The 18,787-nt window shown below is 67.1% G+C and carries 20 protein-coding genes; 11 read left to right on the forward strand and 9 right to left on the reverse strand.

All coding sequences use genetic code 11. The annotated features are described in order from the left end of the window. Nucleotides 1-97: 97 nt before the first annotated feature. Complete coding sequence (locus tag POR01S_RS19945; protein WP_042137920.1) at nt 98-1,480, reverse strand: heavy metal sensor histidine kinase; 1,383 nt, start codon at nt 1,478-1,480, stop codon at nt 98-100. Next, nucleotides 1,477-2,148 carry a heavy metal response regulator transcription factor gene (locus POR01S_RS19950; RefSeq protein ID WP_027598269.1) on the reverse strand — a complete coding sequence of 224 codons (672 nt, stop codon included), beginning with the start codon at nt 2,146-2,148 and terminating at the stop codon, nt 1,477-1,479. Before POR01S_RS19950 ends, POR01S_RS19945 begins: the two co-directional genes overlap by 4 nt. A 120-nt stretch (nt 2,149-2,268) precedes the next feature. On the opposite strand from POR01S_RS19950, the gene POR01S_RS19955 reads away from it, so the two are divergent. From POR01S_RS19955 to POR01S_RS19975, 5 genes are all read left to right on the forward strand, one after another. Continuing rightward, nucleotides 2,269-2,880 carry a hypothetical protein gene (locus POR01S_RS19955; RefSeq protein ID WP_007160626.1) on the forward strand — a complete coding sequence of 204 codons (612 nt, stop codon included), beginning with the start codon at nt 2,269-2,271 and terminating at the stop codon, nt 2,878-2,880. Between the two features lie 227 nt (nt 2,881-3,107). Further along, nucleotides 3,108-3,734 (forward strand): cytochrome b/b6 domain-containing protein, encoded by a 627-nt coding sequence (locus tag POR01S_RS19960; protein ID WP_042137924.1) that lies wholly within the window; start codon nt 3,108-3,110, stop codon nt 3,732-3,734. Beyond that, nucleotides 3,721-4,476, forward strand: a complete 756-nt coding sequence (locus POR01S_RS19965) for a molybdopterin-dependent oxidoreductase (RefSeq protein WP_042137926.1) — start codon at nt 3,721-3,723, stop codon at nt 4,474-4,476. Before POR01S_RS19960 ends, POR01S_RS19965 begins: the two co-directional genes overlap by 14 nt. 310 nt (nt 4,477-4,786) lie before the next feature. Then, nucleotides 4,787-5,668 carry an NAD(P)-dependent oxidoreductase gene (locus tag POR01S_RS19970; protein ID WP_007160623.1) on the forward strand — a complete coding sequence of 294 codons (882 nt, stop codon included), beginning with the start codon at nt 4,787-4,789 and terminating at the stop codon, nt 5,666-5,668. A 69-nt stretch (nt 5,669-5,737) separates the two neighbouring features. Further along, on the forward strand, nt 5,738-6,565 hold the full coding sequence (locus POR01S_RS19975) for an AraC family transcriptional regulator (RefSeq protein WP_027601548.1): 828 nt from the start codon (nt 5,738-5,740) through the stop codon (nt 6,563-6,565). Here the strand turns inward: POR01S_RS19975 and POR01S_RS19980 are convergent. Next, complete coding sequence (locus POR01S_RS19980; protein ID WP_042137928.1) at nt 6,551-7,138, reverse strand: LysE family translocator; 588 nt, start codon at nt 7,136-7,138, stop codon at nt 6,551-6,553. The genes POR01S_RS19975 and POR01S_RS19980 overlap by 15 nt on opposite strands. Before the next feature lie 202 nt (nt 7,139-7,340). Then, on the reverse strand, nt 7,341-9,563 hold the full coding sequence (locus POR01S_RS19985) for an ATP-binding protein (protein ID WP_042137930.1): 2,223 nt from the start codon (nt 9,561-9,563) through the stop codon (nt 7,341-7,343). A 251-nt stretch (nt 9,564-9,814) separates the two neighbouring features. On the opposite strand from POR01S_RS19985, the gene tadA reads away from it, so the two are divergent. Beyond that, nucleotides 9,815-10,318, forward strand: coding sequence for a tRNA adenosine(34) deaminase TadA (tadA, locus tag POR01S_RS19990; protein ID WP_042137932.1), 504 nt, complete (start codon nt 9,815-9,817; stop codon nt 10,316-10,318). Here the strand turns inward: tadA and POR01S_RS19995 are convergent. The 5 genes from POR01S_RS19995 to POR01S_RS20015 all read right to left on the reverse strand — a co-directional run bounded on the left by POR01S_RS19995 (nt 10,315) and on the right by POR01S_RS20015 (nt 14,011). Continuing rightward, a complete protein-coding gene (locus tag POR01S_RS19995; protein WP_007160618.1) occupies nt 10,315-10,713 on the reverse strand; it encodes a SufE family protein in 399 nt (132 codons plus the stop codon). The two genes, tadA and POR01S_RS19995, sit on opposite strands and share 4 nt — an antisense overlap. After that, nucleotides 10,710-11,918: an aminotransferase class V-fold PLP-dependent enzyme gene (locus tag POR01S_RS20000; protein ID WP_042137934.1), complete on the reverse strand. Its 1,209-nt coding sequence runs from the start codon at nt 11,916-11,918 to the stop codon at nt 10,710-10,712. Before POR01S_RS20000 ends, POR01S_RS19995 begins: the two co-directional genes overlap by 4 nt. A 50-nt stretch (nt 11,919-11,968) precedes the next feature. Further along, on the reverse strand, nt 11,969-13,003 hold the full coding sequence (gene dapD, locus POR01S_RS20005; protein WP_042137936.1) for a 2,3,4,5-tetrahydropyridine-2,6-dicarboxylate N-succinyltransferase: 1,035 nt from the start codon (nt 13,001-13,003) through the stop codon (nt 11,969-11,971). A gap of 73 nt (nt 13,004-13,076) precedes the next feature. Next, complete coding sequence (locus POR01S_RS20010) at nt 13,077-13,439, reverse strand: ArsC family reductase (protein ID WP_042137937.1); 363 nt, start codon at nt 13,437-13,439, stop codon at nt 13,077-13,079. Nucleotides 13,440-13,570: 131 nt separating this feature from the next. Further along, nucleotides 13,571-14,011, reverse strand: coding sequence for a Z-ring associated ZapG family protein (locus POR01S_RS20015; RefSeq protein ID WP_007160614.1), 441 nt, complete (start codon nt 14,009-14,011; stop codon nt 13,571-13,573). 185 nt (nt 14,012-14,196) lie between these two features. Here POR01S_RS20015 and POR01S_RS20020 point away from each other — a divergent pair, with 185 nt between their 5' ends. The 5 genes from POR01S_RS20020 to rplM all read left to right on the forward strand — a co-directional run bounded on the left by POR01S_RS20020 (nt 14,197) and on the right by rplM (nt 18,787). Then, complete coding sequence (locus POR01S_RS20020; RefSeq protein WP_042137939.1) at nt 14,197-14,832, forward strand: alpha/beta hydrolase; 636 nt, start codon at nt 14,197-14,199, stop codon at nt 14,830-14,832. Between the two features lie 33 nt (nt 14,833-14,865). Continuing rightward, nucleotides 14,866-16,215, forward strand: a complete 1,350-nt coding sequence (locus POR01S_RS20025) for a tryptophan--tRNA ligase (protein ID WP_007160612.1) — start codon at nt 14,866-14,868, stop codon at nt 16,213-16,215. 86 nt (nt 16,216-16,301) lie between these two features. Then, on the forward strand, nt 16,302-17,396 hold the full coding sequence (gene zapE / locus POR01S_RS20030; RefSeq protein ID WP_042137942.1) for a cell division protein ZapE: 1,095 nt from the start codon (nt 16,302-16,304) through the stop codon (nt 17,394-17,396). Between the two features lie 54 nt (nt 17,397-17,450). After that, nucleotides 17,451-18,152 carry a deoxyribonuclease V gene (gene nfi / locus POR01S_RS20035; RefSeq protein WP_042137945.1) on the forward strand — a complete coding sequence of 234 codons (702 nt, stop codon included), beginning with the start codon at nt 17,451-17,453 and terminating at the stop codon, nt 18,150-18,152. Nucleotides 18,153-18,358: 206 nt separating this feature from the next. Beyond that, nucleotides 18,359-18,787, forward strand: a complete 429-nt coding sequence (gene rplM, locus POR01S_RS20040; RefSeq protein ID WP_007160609.1) for a 50S ribosomal protein L13 — start codon at nt 18,359-18,361, stop codon at nt 18,785-18,787.

Consider the following 18,787-nt stretch of genomic DNA (forward strand, 5'->3'; position numbering starts at 1 on the left):
GTAGTGGACGGGTCGATGCAGCCCATAGCCGGCCTGGGCAAGCGGAAAAAGTCCTTTGGTGACGGGCGGTTGCGTGGTTTGAGGGATAGGTCGCGCTTCAGGCCGCCGCGGTCGGGAAGACCAGGCTGAAATGGATGCCCCGCTCATCCTGCTCGACCTCGGCGCGGCCGCCGTGCAGGCGCATGATGGCGGTGACGATGGCCAGGCCCAGGCCGTTGGAATCATGGGGTTGGTGGCGCGAGGGATCGGCGCGGTAGAAGCGGTCGAATAGCCGACGCAGGTGCTCCGGTGCCAGCGCCGGCCCGGCATTGCTGACGCGGATGCGCCCGCCGTCCGCCTGCAGGAGGATCTCGCCGTCCGGCTCGGCATAGCGGATGGCATTGGCCACCAGGTTGCTCAGGGCGCGGCGCAGCATCAGTGGATCGGCGACCACCTCGCCGCCGCCCGATACCACCAGCCGCAGGCCGCGCTCGTCGGCCGGCCCTTCGAAATAGTCGGCGATGCGCGCCAGCTCTTCGTCCAGCTGCAACGGCTGCGGGGTCAGCACCGCCTGGGCGTCGTCGGCGCGGGCGAGGAAGAGGATGCTTTCCACCAGCCGCGAGATGCGCTCCAGCTCCTCCAGGTTGGACGCCAGCAGCGCCTGGTAGTCCTCGGCACTGCGCACCTGGCGCAGGGCGACCTCGGTATGGCCCATGAGGGCATTGATCGGGGTGCGGATCTCGTGGGCGAGGTCGGCGGAAAATTGCACCAGCCGGCCATAGCCGTCGGCCAGGCGCGCCAGCATGGCGTTGTAGTTTTCCACCAGCGGCTGCAACTCGCGCGGCGCATCGGCCAGCTCCAGGGGCGCGGCCAGACGAGTCGGGGTGATGCCGCCGGCATGGCGGGCGATGCGCCGCAGCGGTGCCAGGCCGCGCCGCAGCAGTAGATAGCCGAGGCCGGCGGTACACAGGAAGGCCAGGGTCACCGCGCCGATCAGGCCCAGCCGGAAATCGGCCAGGGTGGTGTCCTCGTTGCGCAGCACATGGGCGGCGGTCAGTTCCACCGGGCCTTCGGGGGTGTTCACCGCGACCCGCGCCGCGCGCCAGCGGGTGCCGTCGGCCAGGGTGCCCTCCCGTATATCGGCCGGCGTCGGTCGCCGCGTCTGGGGTACCACGGCAAGATCCGGGAGGGCGATATTCAGGGGGTTGGAGGCGATCACCGGCTTGGCGCCCGGCGCGCCGATGAGAAAGACGTCCTGCTCGTTACCCAGCATGTTGGCGAACAGCTGTGGGCTGCGCTCCAGCGTTTCCAGTGACAGATCGGCGCTGAGCAGGCTGCGAAAATGCGCCAGGCGACCGAGCAGGGCATAGTCCGCGCGCTCCAGCACCGTCCGTTCCAGGCTGTGGTAGAGGAAGACGCCCGCGCCGCCCACGGCGAGCAGCGCCACCAGGGCGAACCCCAGGGTGGCGCGCAGGATCAGCGAGGGTGAGCGGGCGCTCAAGGGCGGACCTCGCAGACGTAGCCGATGCCGCGCACGGTATGGATCAGCTTGACCGGGTAGGGGTTGTCGACCTTGGCGCGCAGCCGCTTGATGGCCACGTCCACCACGTTGGTGTCGCTGTCGAAGTTCATGTCCCAGACCTCGGCGGCGATCAGGGTGCGCGACAGCACCTCGCCCTCGCGGCGCAGCAGCAGGTGCAGCAGGGCGAATTCCTTGTTGGTCAGCACGATGAGGTCGTCGCCACGGGTCACTCGTCGCCGCAGGAGGTCCAGCTGCAGGTCGGCGAGGTGGAAATGCTCGGGCTCGCGCACCACGCCACGCCGCAACAGGGTGCGGATGCGCAGCAGCAGCTCGACGAAGGAGAAGGGCTTGACCAGGTAGTCGTCGGCGCCAAGCTCCAGGCCGCGGATGCGATCCTGCAGGCCATCGCGGGCGGTGAGAAAGAGCACCGGCACGTCGAGCTTCTTGCGCAGCACCTCCATGATCTGCCAGCCGTCGATGCCGGGCAGCATGACGTCGAGGATGATCAGGTCGTAACGGCCGTCCAGGGCCAGGTGCAGGCCGTCGGCGCCGTGCTGGGTCCAGTCGACCGCGTAGCCGGATTCGCCGAGGCCCTTCTTCAGGTATTCGCCGGTCTTCTGGTCGTCTTCGATGAGGAGAATGTGCATGACGTAATGGTAGGGCTTCCGGTCGCTGCGCTGGGTGACATTTTTGTCATTCGCCGGTCATCTTGCTGACCCCCCACGCGTCGCACTGTGGCGGGGCGATTCCCTATTCCAGGAGGCTTCATGCGTACCCAGACTCTGCTCCGCGGTTCCCTTGCTCTGCTGCTCGCCGGCAGCGCCCTGCTGGCCCAGGCCGCGCCCATGCCCACCGTCAAGCCCATGCGCGGCACGGTGGACAGCGTCCAGGGCGACACCCTGGCCTTCACCACCCGCAATGGCGCCCACCAGACCCTGATGCTGGATGACAAGACCAGCTACCGCGCCGTATCCAAGGCCAACCTGGATCGCATCGAAGCCAACAGCTTCATCGGCTCCGCTGCCACACCGCAGCCTGACGGCACCCTCAAGGCGCTGGAAGTGACGGTGTTCGAGGCCAGCCTGCGCGGCTCCGGCGAAGGCCACTACGGCTGGGAAAATGCCGATGGCAGCACCGGCACCATGACCAACGGCACCGTGGGCGAACTCAAGAAGGCCAACGGCCGCACCCTGACCGTGCAGTACAAGGGCGGCGAGAAGCAGCTGGTGGTGCCGGAAGACGTGCCCATCGCCTATGTCGAGAAGGGCGACCGCAGCCTGCTCAAGCCCGGTGCCAAGGTCGTGCTGTTCCCCGCCGAAGACGGCAAGCACGCCAAGGGCGTGGCCGTAGGCAAGGACGGTTTCACCCCGCCCATGTAATGAACTACCCAAAGCCAGCTGCGCGTCGGCCAAACGGCGTTGAAAAGCCCCTGGGTCGCCAGCCCGGTCGGAATGCTCATTTACCATTCGTAAACTCGAGCGCGAGTCCGATCCGCTTCCTTAGGGCCTTTCGCCTTGTTTGGCGCTAGCTCGCAAGGCTTTGAATAGTCCATGTAGTTAAGCGGTCGCCTGGCGACCGCGTCCAACTTTCCGTGGAGGGGAACCCCATGACCACCTCGCGACGGCGCCTGGTGCATCGCTGGCCGGTGCGCCTCACCCACTGGCTCAACGCCCTGGCGATGCCCTGCATGTTCATGAGCGGCTGGGCGATCTACAACGCCTCGCCGCTGTTCTCCTTCACCTTTCCCGCCTGGTCGACCCTCGGCGGCTGGTTGGGCGGCGCCATCGCCTGGCACCTGGCGGTGTTCTGGCTGCTCGCGGTGAACGGCCTGGTCTATCTGCTCTATGGCATGTTCAGCGGCCACTTCCGGCGCGATTTCCTGCCCCTGTCGCCACGCGCCATCGGCCGCGATTTCATCGCCGCCGCACGTCTGCGGCTTGGCCACCAGCTGGGCACCTACAACGCCGTGCAGCGCCTGCTCTACTGGGGTGTGCTCGCCCTCGGGGTGCTGGTGGTGCTCTCGGGGCTGGCCATCTGGAAACCCGTGCAGCTGCAAGGGCTGGTCGCGCTGCTGGGCGGTTTCGACACCGCCCGCTACGTGCATTTCTTCGCCATGGCCGGCATCGGCGCGTTCGTCGTCGTGCACCTGGCCCTGGTCATCCTGGTCCCCCGCACCCTGCCGCCGATGATCACCGGCCGGGCGCACGAGGAGGTTGACGATGAGTCGGCGTGAACGTCTGCGCCTGGAACCGGCGCAACAGCGGCAGGTGGAAAATCTGCAACGACGCCTGCTGCTCAAGCAGGGCCTGACCGTGGGTGCCCTGGCGATGCTCAGCGGCTGCAACCTGCAGGACGGCGACCAAGTCGACAAGGTGCTCTGGTCCATGTCGCGCTTCAACGACCGGGTGCAGGCCTGGCTATTCGGCCGCGAGCGCCTGGCGCCCACCTATGCCTCCAGCCAGATCACCAATCCCTTTCCCTTCAACGCTTTCTACCCCGAATACAACGTCCCGGAAGTGGATCTCAGCGACTATCGCCTGGAGGTCTCCGGCCTGGTCGCCCACAAGCAGGCCTGGACCCTGGAAGACCTGCGCCGCCTGCCGCAGCGCGCCGACATCACCCGCTTCATCTGCATCGAAGGCTGGAGCGCCATCGGCCAGTGGGGCGGGGTGCCGCTGCGCACCTTCCTCGAACGCATCGGTGCCGACACCACGGCCAAGTACGTCGGCTTCAAGTGCGCCGATCGCTACTACTCCAGCATCGACATGGCCTCGGCGCTGCATCCCCAGACCCTGCTGGCGCTGGACTTCGGCCAGGTGGCCTTGCCGCCGGACTACGGCTACCCGCTGCGCCTGCGGGTACCCACCAAGCTCGGCTTCAAGAATCCCAAGCACATCCAGGCGCTGTTCGTGACCAACGACTATCCCGGTGGCTATTGGGAGGACCAGGGCTATAACTGGTTCAGCGGGATCTAGATCCCACTCAACGTCTGCTGCGCGTCGGCCAAACTGCGTTGAAAAGACCCTGGGTCGCCAGCCCGGCCTAGGCGGCCCCGTCGCAATGCTCATTTACCACTCGTAAACCCGAGCGCGGGTCCGATCCGCTTCCTCAGGTCTTTGATTCGCTAGCGCTCACCCTTCGGGCCAGGCTGCGCCTGTTACTCCCGCAGGTCGTTGCGCCTTGTCTGTCTCTAGCTCGCGAGACGTTGAGCGGGATCTAGCCGGCGGAACCCCCGTCGTCGGGGGCAGTCGAGATACCACCCATCCTTTACCCAGGAGTCTCGTCATGTCCGCCCATCCCTCGATCGGTTTCATCGGCTTCGGTGCCATGGCCCAGCGCATGGGCGCCAACCTGCGCGAGGCCGGCTATGCGGTCAGCGCCTATGCCGAGCACCAGCAGGACGGCGAGCGCCACGGCACGCCCATGGAGCCCCTGGCGACCCTCTTGCCCCAGGCGGAGGTGGTGATCGTCTCCCTGCCCAACGACGCCATCCTCGAACAGGTGCTGCTCGGCCCCGACGGCGTCCTCGCCCGGCTGGAGAGCGGTCGTCTGCTGATCAACACGAGCACCAACTCGCCGGCGCTGGCGCTGCGCCTGGAGGCGGCCGGTCGCGCCCGGGGTATCGCCGTGGTCGAGGCCCCGGTGTCCGGCAGCACGCCCGAGGCGGAAAAGGCGCAACTGGTGGTCCTGGCCGGTGGCGAACCCGAAGCGGTGGAGCGCGCCCGTCCCATCCTCGAGACCCTGGGCAAGACCGTGCACCACGTCGGTCCGACCGGACAGGGCGCCGCCATCAAGCTGGCCATCAACGGCCTGATGGGCGCCGGACTCGCCGCCCTGGCCGAGGCGCTGGCCTATGCCACCCGCGCCGGCCTGGATGCCGAGGTGCTGTTCGAGGTGTTCGGCGACCTGGCGGTGCTCTCGCCCCATCACCAGCGCAAGCTGGCGGCGCTGCGCGATGGCGACTTCGCCCCGCAATTCCCGGCGGCGCTGATGCACAAGGACATGGGCCTCCTGCTGGCCGAACTCAACGCCACCTACCAGGGCGCCCCGACCCTGGCCGCCGCGGCGCAGCAACTGGCGCTGGGCGCCGAACTCCACCCCGACGCCGACTACCTGATCACTGCCGACGTCCTGCTGGAGGAAGCCGAAGACGCCGCCACCCGCTGACGCCTGACTTTCCCCCTTCCGGGACGACGTCTAGACTGCTCCGGTCCGTCGTCCCGGAATCCCTGCCGCATGACCGCTACCGGTGCCGTCCCTCAGTTCTGGCGCGATCCCGCGCTGCCGTTTCTCGAAGCCCGTTCCATCCAGGACGGCCGCGCGCTCTGCTATGCCCCGCATTCCCACGAGACCTTTTCCATCGGCACCGTGCTGGGTGGGCGCAGTCGCTATCACAACGGTCGGACCCGCGAATTGGTGGGGGCGGGGACCCTGGTGCTGATGAATCCCGGTGACGTCCATGCCTGCAATCCCCAGGGCGAGGCTGCCTGGCGCTATCGCATGCTGCACGTGGATGCTGGCTGGCTGGCCGAGCTGCAGCGTCCGGGGCGCGACGACTTCCAGCCCCTGGCGGCGCAGCTGTCGCGGGACGGCCAGCTCTATGCCGGCCTGGAAGCCCTGCATGCCTGCCTGGTGGATCCCGACACTCTCACCCTGCAGCGCCAGAGCCAGGCGCTGCTGTATTTCGAGGCCGTGCTGGCCCGCCTGGGTCGCACCCCGGCCGCGGCGGTGCCGGTGCGCGAGGATCGCCGGCTGAGGCGCGCCGCCGAATTTCTCGATGCCCATTGCGGCGAAGGAGTCAGCCTGGACCAACTCAGCCAGGTGGCGGATCTCTCGCCCACCCAGCTGATTCGCAGCTTTCGCCGGCGCTTTGGCCTGACGCCCCATGCCTATCTGATCGACCGGCGCATCCGCCTGGCGCGGCAACGCCTGCGTCAGGGCGAGGGGCTGGCCGAGGTCGCCCTGGCCACCGGTTTCGCCGACCAGGCCCACCTGCAGCGCACCTTCAAGCGCCTGGTGGCGGCCACCCCCGGTCAGTATCGCGCCGCGTCAGCCCTCCCATAGCAGCGAAGCGGCGCAGAGCACCAGCAACGTGGCGAGGGCGCGATTGAGCAGGCGCAGGCGACCTGGCGTCAGGGCGCGGCCACGCAGCCATTGACCGGCCACCGCCCAGCAGGCCAGGGAGGCGAAACAGATCACCAGGTAGAGGCCGGCGAACAGCGCCAGGCGGCCGCGATCCTCGCCCACGAACAGTGCCACCCCGGCCGCGGCGGCGAGCCAGGCCTTGGGATTGAGCCATTGCAGCAGGGCGCCGTCGCGAAAGCCCGGGCAGGCCGCCACTGCGCCGCTGCCCAGGTCCCCCGAGGCCCGTGCCAGTTTCCAGGCCAGGTACAGCAGGAAGAGGGCGCCCGCCACGCGCAGGATCCAGAGCAGCGCCGGCCAGGCGGCCAGCACCTCGTGCAGGCCGAGGCCGACGGCGACCAGCAGGACGACGAAGCCCAGGGTGGCCCCGGCGACATGCCACAGGGCCGGTCGCCAGCCGTGGGTGAGGCCGGTGTTGAAGCCCACCAGATTGACCGGGCCGGGAGAGAGGGACGCCACCAGGGCAAAGGCGGCCATGGACAGGATCAGGGTCATCGCGAGGTCTCGACAGTTGTGGAGACCTGAACCTAGCGGGGATGCCCCCTGGCGGTATTGAAGAAAATGACCCTTGCAGCCCGACGAAAGGCGGGAATTCGCGGCGTTTCGCTGACGTCCATTACAGCGAGCCCAGCGCTCCCCCGGTGGTTTCAACGTCGCTGTCGGCCACTGGGGCTTTCTTTTCTCTCGTCCGGGTACGCTAGGGCGCGATGGGCAGGGTGAAGCGGAAGGTACTGCCTTCGCCCAGGGCGCTGGTGACGCTCAGCTCGCCGCCATGGGCTTCGACGATGCCCTTGGCGATATACAACCCCAGCCCATGACCGGTAGGGTTGTCTTCCTGGACATGCCAGAACCGCTCGAACACCCGCGCCTGCTGCGCCTGGTTCATGCCGCGACCGTTGTCCGTCACGCTGATCTCCGCCAGGTTGCCGACCTGCCGCATGCTGAGCTGTACCAGACCGCCCGGCGCGGTGAACTTGATGGCATTGCCCAGCAGATTCATCAGTACCTGGAAGATGCGTTCGGCTTCCACCAGGACCTGGAGCTCCGGATCGGCCGCGTATTCCAGACTGATGTTCTTGATCTCCGCCAGCGGGCGCGACAGCAGGATGGGCTGCGCGCAGACGTCGGCCAGGCGCGCGGGCTTCAGATCCAGCGCCAGGCGATCCGATTCGATCTTGGACAGGTCCAGCAGGTCGCTGATCAGGGCATTCATGCGATTGGCCGCGGTCTCTATCACCTCCAGCGAACCGGGCAGGCGATCATCGCCCGGGGCCAGCTTTTCCAGCTGGCGCTGCAGCATCCCGACCTTCATCAGGATGATCGTGATGGGGCTGCGCAGGTCATGGGAGACCGCCGCGACGATCTCGTCGCGCAAGCGCACCGCCTGCCGCTCGCGTTCGACCTGGCGTGCCAGATCCAACTCGATGGCCGAGCGGCGCAGGTCCTTGGCGGCGAACAGATCGGCCTGGCGCCAGCGTTCGGAACGCAGCCGTACCAGCTCCTTCCAGGCATCGAAGGAACGCCGCGGATGCGGATAGTTGAGCCCTGGACCCGGCATGGGCACCGTGGCTTCCAGCTTGGCCGGGTTACCGCTCCAGACCACCGTGGTAACGATCTCGGGGCGGAACCAGAGCACCAGGTTGCGCACCGGCTTGGGCAACGTCAGGGCCAGCACGCCACTGGCGCTGGCGCTGTAACGGCGGGCGTCGGGCAATTCGTCGGCCAGGCAGCGAGTCGCATAGATGCCCGAAGTGTCCATCTCGGCCGTGACCCAGGCGGCGAGGACGCGAATGTCCTCCGCGCCGGGGCACTCTCCCAGGGTGCAGAGCTCGTCCTCCACCAACACCGCGACCCCGGCGGCATCCACCAGCTCCAAGAGGTCGGTGGGTCTTTCGCAGAGTCCGCTGAGCACCTCGCCACGGCTGTCGCACATGCCCTGGATCAGGGCTGCCAGCTGCGCCTCGCGGGCGTCGATCTCACGCTGCACCTGGCGATTCTCCAGAGCGCGGATCATCAGCGATACCAGCACCCCGACCGAGCGGCAGGCCATCCGCGTGCGATAGGGCAGATACAGGGGTTCGCGGTGGCCACAGCTGATCAGTCCCCAGAGCTTGTCGTCGCTGATCAGCGACACGCTCATGGAGGCGCGCAGACCCTGGTTGCGCACGTACTGGCAGTGGATGGGCGAGACGCTCCGCAGCACCGCATGGGTCAGATCGATGGGGTCGCGCTCGGTGCCATGGAGAAAGGCCGGTACCAGCGGGATCGCCTCGTACTGGGCGTCGGGAATGTTGCGGATCCAGTTCTCGTGATAGAGCGCCCGGGCCTGGGCGGGGATATCGCTCGCCGGAAAGTGCATGCCCAGGTAGCTGTCGATGTCGTCGACCCGATCCTCGGCCACTACCTGGCCATCGCCGCCATCATCGAAGCGATAGACCACCACCCGATCGAAGCCGGTCAGGGCGCGCACCTCGCGTACCGCGCCTTCGCACAGCTCGGGCAGGGTACGCGCCTGCTGCAGGCGGGCCAGGGCACGGGCCAGCCCGGCGGGTTCGACACCGCCATGGTCGTCCGGCTCGAATTCCAGGAACACCAGGCCATGGCTGCGGTGCAGGATCACGTCCATGTCGCGGGCCGGGCGCGTCCAGCTCAGCGGATTGGCTTCTTCCAGATGCTCCAGGGTCAGCGCCTGCCGCACCTGTTCGTACAGCTCGAGGGGCAGGACCTGCTGCAGTGGTCGATCCAGCAACTCGACCTGGGGCTTGCCGAACAGCTCGGGGAGGTTGCGGCTGGCATGCTTGATCAGCCCTTCCGCCTCATCGAACGCGATAAGGTAGCCGTGTGCCTGGATGGCGCCTGGAATGCGGATCGGCTCGCTTTCGCAGCTTTGCAGGGACTGACCGGAGGGTGCAGCAATCATGCGACTGTCTCAGATGAACTCTTGAATAGGACCGCAACGAGGCGGTCCTGTTAAAGCTTTAGCACCGAATGGCTGTGAATGTGATGCCGTTCACGCGCTGCCAGCAGTCACCGCACCATTTTCGCATTCGCAGTACCTGATAACCATTATCGCGATCATTTTTTGCCGAAGGGTTCATCTTTGGCCGCGGATCCTGCGACTGGTCTCGCGGGCTGACGGCGGTATCATGACGCTTTGTCCAGAGTTCAGTCATGGCCCGCTTCCGCCCCTTGCCCATCATCGACCGCAGCCGGGATGACCTGTTCATGCGCGAGGCCCTGGTCCTGGCGAAGCAGGGCGCCGCCCAGGGCGAGGTGCCGGTCGGCGCCGTGGTGGTGCTCGATGGCGAGGTCATCGGCCGCGGCTTCAATCGCCCCATCGGTGCCCACGATCCCAGCGCCCATGCCGAGATGCAGGCGATTCGCGACGCCGCCGCGCGGCTGGCCAACTACCGGCTGCCTGGCGCGACGCTCTATGTGACGCTCGAACCCTGCAGCATGTGCGCCGGCCTCATCGTCCACAGTCGCATCCAGCGCCTGGTCTATGGCGCCAGCGAGCCGCGCGCCGGCATGGCCCAGAGCCGCGGGCGCTTCTTCGAGCAGGACTTCCTCAACCACCGGGTGCTGGTGGAGGGTGGGGTGCTGGCCGAGGCCTGTGGTCAGGTGCTGACCGACTTCTTCCGCGCGCGGCGCAATCCCGCGGCCGGCGAAGGCTAGGCCGCCAGTTCGCGCATCCGCGTGAGCACGGCATTCAGGCCGTTGCTGCGCGATTGCGACAACTGCCGTTCCAGGCCGAGTTCGCCCAGCCAGCCGTGAATGTCGAGGCGGCCCAGCTCTTCGCGGGTCAGGCCATTGGCGCGCACCAGCACCACGGCGAGCAAGCCCTTGAGCACCCGGGATTCGCTGCTGGCACGAAAGAAGTGACGATCGCCCTGGGCTTCATGGGTCAGGCGTACCCGGCTCTCGCAACCCTGTACCAGGTCTTCGTCACGCTCCTCGAGCACCGCCGGCAGGCGCTCGGCCCACTGCAGCAGCAGTCGCGAGCGCGCCTCCCAGCCCTTGGCGATGACAAAGGCGCGGCGGGCTTCCGCCGCATCGGGAAGCAGATTCATTGCAAGAGCTCCAGGGCGTTGTCCAGGGCGGTGAAAAAGCGCTGCAGGTCCTCGGCATCGTTGTACAGGCCCAGGGAAACCCGCAGCGCACCGGGGGTCTGCAGGGTCTGGAACAGCGGCATGGCACAGTGCTGACCGGCGCGCACCGCGATGCCCTGTTCGCCCAGCAGATGGGAGAGATCGCCGACGTCCACGCCCGCGACCTGGAAGCTGGCCAGGGCGATCTGGGGTTCACCCAGCACCCGCACGCCGTCGCGGGCAGCCAGCCCGGCCAGCAGCTTCAGGCTCAGGGCCTGCTCGTGACCGCGGATCAGCGTCTCGTCCTGGCCCTGCAGCCAGTCGACCGCCGCGCCCAGGGCGATGGCCGCGCCTATGGGCGGCGTCCCCGCCTCGAAGCCCATGGGCGCGGCGTGGAAGCGGGCGTCGGTGAAGGTGGTGTGCTGCACCATCTCGCCGCCGAATTGCCAGGGCTTGAGGTGCGCCAGGCACTCGGCCTTGCCCCAGAGTACGCCGATGGCCTCCGGGGCATAGAGCTTGTGGCCGGAGAACACATAGAAATCGGCGTCGAAGTCTGCCGGGCGATGCCGCCCATGGACCGCGCCCTGGGCGCCATCCACCACCAGCCAGGCCGGCGAGCGTGCCCGGATCAAGACCGCGAGTTCCGCCAGCGGCTGCCAGGTGCCGAGCACGTTGGACAGCTGGCTGACCGCGACCACGCGGGTGCGCGGCCCCAGCAACCGCTCGGCGGCTGCCAGGTCCAGATGACCGCTCGCGGTCAGCGGGATGACCCTGAGTTCGAGGCCTCGACGCCGGGCCAGCTGCTGCCAGGGCAGCAGGTTGGCGTGGTGCTCCAGGGCACTGATGAGAATCTCGTCCCCGGCTGCGAAGGCGTCTTCCAGGCCATAGGCCAGCAGATTGAGCGCCTCGGTCGCGCCGCGGGTCAGCACCACCTCGTGCGGCGCGGCAGCGCCCAGCCAGGCGGCGATCCGCCCCCGGGCGCCTTCGTAGGCGGCGGTGGCGCGCTCGGCAGCCCAGTGCTGGGCCCGGTGCACATTGGCCGCGCCCAGGCTGTAGCTGGCCAGCAGGGCATCCAGCACCACCTGGGGCTTCTGCGCCGTGGCGGCGCTGTCGAGGTAGGTGATGCCGTCGGCGGCGAAGGCGGTGAAAGCCGGGAATTCGGCTCTCCAGGGGGAGGGTAGCGACATGGCGACAGCTCCGGGGTAGCCCGCGCGAGGCGGGCTGCCCGGTTGTGGACTCAGTTGTGCGCGTGCAGCGCTTCGTTGAGTTCGATGGCGGTCTTGTTGGTCTTGCACTCGACCGCGCCGGTTTCCGAATTGCGGCGCAGCAGCAGGTCGCTCTGACCGGCCAGCTCGCGCGCCTTGACTACCCGTACCAGCTGGTTCTGGTCATCCAGCACGGCGACCTTGGTGCCCGCGGTCACATAGAGACCGGATTCCACGGTGCAGCGATCGCCCAGCGGGATGCCAATGCCGGCGTTGGCGCCGATCAGGCAGCCTTCGCCGACGCTGATGATGATGTTGCCGCCGCCCGACAGGGTGCCCATGGTGGAGCAGCCGCCGCCCAGGTCCGAGCCCTTGCCGACGAAGACGCCAGCGGAAACGCGGCCTTCGATCATGCCGGGGCCGGCGGTACCGGCGTTGAAGTTGACGAAGCCTTCGTGCATCACGGTGGTGCCTTCACCCACATAGGCACCCAGGCGCACGCGGGCGGTATCGGCGATGCGCACGCCGGCCGGCACCACGTAGTCGGTCATCTTGGGGAATTTGTCCACCGAGAAGACTTCCAGCAGCTTGCCGCGCAGACGGGCTTCCAGCTGCTCGGCCGGCAGTTCGGCCAGGTCCACGGCGCCCTGGTTGGTCCAGGCCACGTTGGGCAGCAGGGCGAAGATGCCGCTGAGGTTCAGGCCGTGGGGTTTGACCAGGCGATGGGACAGCAGGTGCAGCTTCAGGTAGGCCTCGGGGGTGGAGGCGGGCGCGGCGTCTTCGGCCAGCAGGGTGGCCACCAGCGGCTTGGTGCTTTCCGCCAGGCGGGTCAGCAGCGCCGATTGCACGGCATCGATGCCCTTGAGGGCTTCGGCCAGGCCGCGGGCCTGGGCCGGGGCGAAGGCGATGGCCTGGTTGCCGCCCTGGTAGTCCAGCAGCGGCGCGACCGCCTCGACCAGCGCCGCCGGGGGATTCAGCAGGGGCTGTGCATAGAAGACTTCCAGCCAGGCGTCCTGGCGATTCTGGGTGCCGACACCGAAGGCGATACTGAAGAGGGCATTCGACATGAGACTGTTCCTTTGCAGAGGCACCGATCCGGTCGGTGCGAGATGTTCGGTAGTAGGGGCGGTGGCCGCGGGATCAGTTCAGGGCCGCGGCATAGAGCTCGGGCTTGAAGCCCAGCAGGGTACGGTCGCCGAGATCGAGCACGGGTCGCTTGATCATCGAAGGCTGCGCCAGCATCAGGTCGATGGCCCTGGCGGTGTCGAGGTCGGCCTTCTGGGCGTCGTCGAGCTTGCGGAAGGTGGTGCCGGCGCGATTGAGCACCTTGTCCCAGCCATGCTCCGCGCACCAGGCCGCCAGCCGCTCGCGGTCGATGCCGCTCTGCTTGTAGTCATGGAAGTGGTAGGCCTGGCCGTGCTCGTCGAGCCACAGGCGGGCCTTCTTCATGGTGTCACAGGCCTTGATGCCGTAGAGGCTCAGGCCACTGGCCGCTGCGGGCATGGCGTTCTCCTGCGAAAGACTGCAACCGCGGATTATGCCATGACGGGCCGGAAAAGGGCCGGGCGTCGCGCCCTGAGTGCAGAGGGCGGAGGCCGGAAAGCAGAAGGCCGGGGAGTCCCCGGCCTTGGCGATCAACCGCGGCTTTTCACGCCGTAGGTTTCGTCGAGGGTGCCGGGGGTGCCGTCACCCTTGGGCGCGTAGTCCCGCGGCGCTTCGGTCGGACCGTCGATGCGCTCGCGACTGGAGGGGTAACGCTGCTCGGCGCTGTGCAGCGAGGCCAGCAGGTGCTGACGGGTCAGTTCGTCCTGGGCCAGGCGCTCGGCGCCTTCGGACAGGTGCGACTGCATGTCCTGGTAGGTCTGGGTGAGCTTGCGCACCAGGCCGGCGGTGGTGCTGAAGTGGCTGGTGACCTCGTGCTGGTAGTCGTCGAACTTCTTCTGCAGATCATCCAGCTGGCGCTGCACCCGGCTCGGCGCGGCACCCGGCACCAGGCGTGCCAGCAGAAAACCTATCCCGACCCCGATCAGCAGCGCGACCAGGGGCAACAACCAGGTAGTGAGCGACTGTTCCACGAAACTTCCTCTATGAGCGGCTTTGCTTTACGGTAACGGCAGACCGGCGAGCCTGTACACTGGGTTGCGTCTTCTGCCATTCGCTGGGCGTCATCATACCCCGCACTCAGGCATCGCGCAGGATCGACCCTATCAAAATCAACTCCTTGGATGAGCACTGTTCGTCCGGGATCACGGAGTCAAGCGTGTCAGCCCGTGAACAATCCCTGCTGCTGGAGGGCCCCGCGGGCACTCTGGAGGCGCTGTACCAGAGCCCGGATGCCCCCACCGGCGCGGTATTGCTCTGTCATCCCCATCCGCTCCATGGCGGCGCCATGCAGAACAAGGTGGTCGCCACCCTGCAGCGCATCGCCCGGGATGCCGGCCAGGCCACCCTCAGATTCAATTTTCGCGGCGTTGGTGCCAGCACCGGCGTGCATGCCGGTGGCGAAGGCGAGATCGACGATGCCGCGGCCGCCGTGGCCTGGTTGCGTGAACGCCATCCCGACCTGCCCCTGACCCTCTGCGGCTTCTCCTTCGGCTCCTGCGTCGCCGCCTGCCTCGGCGGGCGCCTGGAAGGCGAGGGCGTGGCGGTGGAACGGCTGTTCATGCTGGCGCCGCCGGTGGAGCGTTTCGCGGTCGACGGCCGCCTGCCCCAGCGGGCGCACCTCACCGTGATCCAGCCCGAGGCCGACGAGGTGGTGACCCCCGAGCGGGTCTATGCCTGGTCCGCGGCGCTCGAACAGCCGCACGAATTGCTCCGCGTCGCCGACTGCAGCCATTTCTTCCATGGCAAACTCGTCGAACTCAAAGATCTGGTCCTGCCCCGCCTGCAGGCCTGACCCTCGTTAGTCTCTCGGATTTCCAGCGCCTCCATGACCACTCGCATCCTCACTGGCATCACCACCACCGGTACCCCGCACCTGGGCAACTATGCCGGGGCCATCCGTCCCGCCATCCGCGCCAGCCTGGCCGACGATGCCGACTCCTTCTATTTCCTCGCCGACTACCATGCCCTGATCAAGTGCGACGACCCGGCGCGCATCCAGCGTTCGCGCCTGGAGATTGCCGCCACCTGGCTGGCCAGCGGCCTGGATCCGGAGCGGGTGACCTTCTATCGCCAGTCCGACATCCCCGAGATCCCCGAACTGACCTGGCTGCTCACCTGCGTCGCCGGCAAGGGCCTGCTCAATCGCGCCCATGCCTACAAGGCCGCGGTCGACCGCAACCTGGAGCAGGGCGAGGATCCCGATGCCGGGGTCACCATGGGGCTCTACAGCTATCCGGTGCTGATGGCCGCGGACATCCTGATGTTCAACGCCCTGCGTGTGCCGGTCGGGCGCGACCAGATCCAGCACGTTGAGATGGCCCGCGACATCGGTCAGCGCTTCAACCACCTGTTCGGCAACGGGCGCGACTACTTCGCCCTGCCCGAGGCGGTCATCGAGGAAAGCGTCTCCACTTTGCCCGGCCTCGACGGCCGCAAGATGTCGAAGAGCTACGACAACACCATCCCGCTGTTCGGCAGCGCCAAGCAGCTCAAGGACGCCATCGCCCGCATCGTCACCGACTCGCGCCTGCCCGGCGAGCCCAAGGACCCCGACAGCGCCCACCTCTTCACCCTCTACCAGGCCTTCGCCACCCCCGAGCAGAGCGCGGCCTTCCGCGCGGCCCTGCTGGACGGCCTGGCCTGGGGCGAAGCCAAGGGCCAGCTGTTCGAGCTGCTCGACGCCGAGCTGGGCGAAGCACGCGAGCGCTATGCGGCGCTGATCGCCCGTCCCGATGATCTGGAAGACATCCTGCTGGCCGGTGCCGCCAAGGCCCGCCGCTATGCCACGCCCTTCCTCGGCGAGCTGCGCGAAGCCGTGGGCCTGCGCTCGCTCAAGACCCAGGTCGCCACCGGCGGCGCCAAGAAGAAGGCCAGCAAGACCGCCCGCTTCGTCAGCTTCCGCGAGAGCGACGGCAGCTTCCGCTTCCGCCTGCTCGACGCCGACGGCACCGAACTGGCCCTGTCGATCCCCTTCGCCGAGGCCAAGACCGCCGGCATCACCAGCAAGCAGCTGGTCACCACGCCGGCCAGTGTCGTGGCGGGAGAGGGCAACGGCTTCCAGCTGCTGCTGGCAGATCAGGTGGTGGCCGAGGGCGTCGCCAGCGATTCCCCCGCCGCGCGCGATGCGCTGATCGAGCGGACGCGCACCGCTCTCGCGCAATTGGCCGAGGCCTAAAGGGCACCCGCGGTCCCCGGCGTTGTCAACGCCAGGGACCGCCATTACAGTGACCACCCTTTTTTCCCACCCGACCAGAAGCCGCCATGACCCCCCTCGAGCGTTACCAGGCCGACCTCAAGCGCCCGGAGTTTTTCTACGATGCTGCCCAGGAAGAGGCCGTCCGCCATCTGCAACGCCTCTATGACGAATTGCTCGCCGAGCCCGCGTCCAAGGGTGGCCTGTTCGGCAAGCTGCTCGGGCGCAAGACGGTCACGCCGGTCAATGGGCTGTATTTCTGGGGTGGGGTAGGGCGCGGCAAGACCTATCTGGTCGATACCTTCTATGACGCCCTGCCGTTCAAGCAGAAGATGCGCACCCACTTCCACCGCTTCATGAAGCGGGTCCACGAAGAGCTGCGCACCCTCAAGGGCGAGAAGAATCCGCTGACCATCATCGCCCGACGTTTCGCCGACGAGGCGCGGGTGATCTGCTTCGACGAATTCTTCGTCTCCGACATCACCGACGCCATGATCCTGGCGACCCTGCTGGAAGAGCTGTTCAAGAACGGCGTCAGTCTGGTCGCCACCTCGAACATCGTGCCTGACGGCCTCTACAAGGACGGTCTGCAGCGCGCGCGCTTCCTGCCGGCCATCGCGCTGCTCAAGGAACACACCGAGATCGTCAACGTCGACAGCGGCGTGGACTATCGCCTGCGCGCTCTGGAGCAGGCGCAGCTGTTTCACTATCCGCTGAGCGACGAAGTCGAGGCGGCGATGGCCAAGAGCTTCCGTTCGCTCACCGTCGAGTGCAACGACCTCTGCGAAGACGTGCCGCTGATGATCGAGAATCGCGAGATCCGCGCTCGCCGCACCTGCGAAGACGTCGCCTGGTTCGATTTCCGCGCCCTCTGCGACGGTCCGCGCAGCCAGAACGACTACATCGAGCTGGGCAAGATCTTCCAGACGGTGCTGGTCAGCAACGTCGAGCAGATGGACGCGCTCAAGGACGACATGGCGCGGCGCTTCATCAACCTGGTCGACGAATTCTACGATCGCCAGGTCAAGCTGATCCTGTCGGCCGAAGTGGAGCTCAAGGACCTCTATTCCGGTGGCCGCCTGGAATTCGAATTCCAGCGCACCCTCAGCCGCCTGCTGGAAATGCAATCCCACGAATACCTGGCCCGTCCGCACAAGCCGTGAACCCTGCCCGGGTTGAAGGATCAATCCTTTGACCCAGGTTTTCGGGAGGTACGTGTGAATTCCGATCCCTTCGCCGAGTGGGACGGCTCGCCCGCCCAGGCGCGCATCCTGCAGAAGCAAATGGCCACGCAGGTCCTCTTGCACGATGACTTCGGCGCGCCGCGGCGTTACGCCGGGGTCGACGTGGGCTTCGAGGAGGGTGGCGAGATCACCCGCGCGGTCGCCGTCCTGCTGGATGCCGAGACCCTGCAGCCACTGGCCCATGCCGTCGCCCGCATCCCCACCGTGATGCCCTATGTGCCGGGCCTGCTGTCCTTTCGCGAATTGCCGGCGCTGCTCCAGGCCCTGGCGGAGTTGCCGGAGACGCCTGAGCTGGTGTTCTGCGATGGCCATGGCATCGCCCATCCGCGCCGGCTGGGTATCGCCGCCCATCTTGGGGTGGTCACCGGTCTGCCGACGATCGGCGTGGCCAAGAAGATTCTCACCGGTCACCACGGCGAACTCGCCGAGACGCGCGGCAGCCAGGTCGACTTGCGGGATCGCGAGGGCGGGGTGATCGGCACGGTGCTGCGCAGCAAGGACCGGGTCAAGCCGCTGATCGTCTCGCCCGGGCACCGGGTCAGCCTGGCCAGCGCGCCGGCGCTGGTCATGGCCTGCGTAAGGCGTCACCGTCTGCCGGAACCGACGCGGCTGGCCGATCACCTGGCCTCCCGTCGCCAGGGTTCGGCGGCGACCCAGGCGCTATTTTCTTTCTAGCTTGCGGTTGCTTTTCTGGCGTGAACGGGTATCATGCCGCAGCTTTCTTGGCGGGGGATGCCTAAGCCTGCCGAGATCGCCGTAGCGGACGCCGACCCGAGCCCCCGAAGAGCGTCTGTTTCCGGCTGCCCCTGACTTGTCTGGGGTTGCACTGTTGTGTAGAATTTGCCGTCTTTTTACCAGGGCGGCCTCTGAGGCCATAGAGAATGAAAACTTTCACCGCAAAACCGGAAACCGTTAAGCGCGACTGGTACGTCGTCGACGCTGCTGGCCAGACTCTGGGTCGTCTGGCTACTGAAATCGCCACTCGCCTGCGTGGCAAGCACAAGCCCGAATACACCCCTCACGTTGACACCGGCGACTACATCGTCGTCATCAACGCCGAGCAGGTTCGTGTGACCGGTGCCAAGACTACCGACAAGATGTACTACCATCACTCCGGTTTCCCGGGTGGCATCAAGTCGATCAACTTCGAAAAGCTGATCGCCCGTGCTCCCGAGCGCGTCATCGAGACCGCCGTCAAGGGTATGCTGCCGAAGAACCCGCTGGGCCGCGACATGTATCGCAAGCTCAAGGTGTACAAGGGTGCGAACCATCCGCACACCGCTCAGCAGCCCCAAGAACTCAAGTTTTAA

The organism is Pseudomonas oryzihabitans NBRC 102199, from assembly GCF_000730625.1.
Lineage (GTDB): Bacteria > Pseudomonadota > Gammaproteobacteria > Pseudomonadales > Pseudomonadaceae > Chryseomonas > Chryseomonas oryzihabitans.

Excerpts from the sequence above, each read along its gene's own strand:
- POR01S_RS19980 (WP_042137928.1), bottom strand. The coding sequence starts at position 7,138 with ATGACCCTGATCCTGTCCATGGCCGCCTTTGCCCTGGTGGCGTCCCTC.
- POR01S_RS19955 (WP_007160626.1), top strand. The coding sequence starts at position 2,269 with ATGCGTACCCAGACTCTGCTCCGCGGTTCCCTTGCTCTGCTGCTCGCC.
- rplM (WP_007160609.1), top strand. The coding sequence starts at position 18,359 with ATGAAAACTTTCACCGCAAAACCGGAAACCGTTAAGCGCGACTGGTAC.
- zapE (WP_042137942.1), top strand. The coding sequence starts at position 16,302 with ATGACCCCCCTCGAGCGTTACCAGGCCGACCTCAAGCGCCCGGAGTTT.
- POR01S_RS20025 (WP_007160612.1), top strand. The coding sequence starts at position 14,866 with ATGACCACTCGCATCCTCACTGGCATCACCACCACCGGTACCCCGCAC.
- POR01S_RS19950 (WP_027598269.1), bottom strand. The coding sequence starts at position 2,148 with ATGCACATTCTCCTCATCGAAGACGACCAGAAGACCGGCGAATACCTG.
- POR01S_RS19985 (WP_042137930.1), bottom strand. The coding sequence starts at position 9,563 with ATGATTGCTGCACCCTCCGGTCAGTCCCTGCAAAGCTGCGAAAGCGAG.
- dapD (WP_042137936.1), bottom strand. The coding sequence starts at position 13,003 with ATGTCGAATGCCCTCTTCAGTATCGCCTTCGGTGTCGGCACCCAGAAT.
- POR01S_RS20000 (WP_042137934.1), bottom strand. The coding sequence starts at position 11,918 with ATGTCGCTACCCTCCCCCTGGAGAGCCGAATTCCCGGCTTTCACCGCC.
- POR01S_RS19965 (WP_042137926.1), top strand. The coding sequence starts at position 3,721 with ATGAGTCGGCGTGAACGTCTGCGCCTGGAACCGGCGCAACAGCGGCAG.
- POR01S_RS19960 (WP_042137924.1), top strand. The coding sequence starts at position 3,108 with ATGACCACCTCGCGACGGCGCCTGGTGCATCGCTGGCCGGTGCGCCTC.
- POR01S_RS19975 (WP_027601548.1), top strand. The coding sequence starts at position 5,738 with ATGACCGCTACCGGTGCCGTCCCTCAGTTCTGGCGCGATCCCGCGCTG.
- POR01S_RS19995 (WP_007160618.1), bottom strand. The coding sequence starts at position 10,713 with ATGAATCTGCTTCCCGATGCGGCGGAAGCCCGCCGCGCCTTTGTCATC.
- tadA (WP_042137932.1), top strand. The coding sequence starts at position 9,815 with ATGGCCCGCTTCCGCCCCTTGCCCATCATCGACCGCAGCCGGGATGAC.
- POR01S_RS19970 (WP_007160623.1), top strand. The coding sequence starts at position 4,787 with ATGTCCGCCCATCCCTCGATCGGTTTCATCGGCTTCGGTGCCATGGCC.
- POR01S_RS20010 (WP_042137937.1), bottom strand. The coding sequence starts at position 13,439 with ATGCCCGCAGCGGCCAGTGGCCTGAGCCTCTACGGCATCAAGGCCTGT.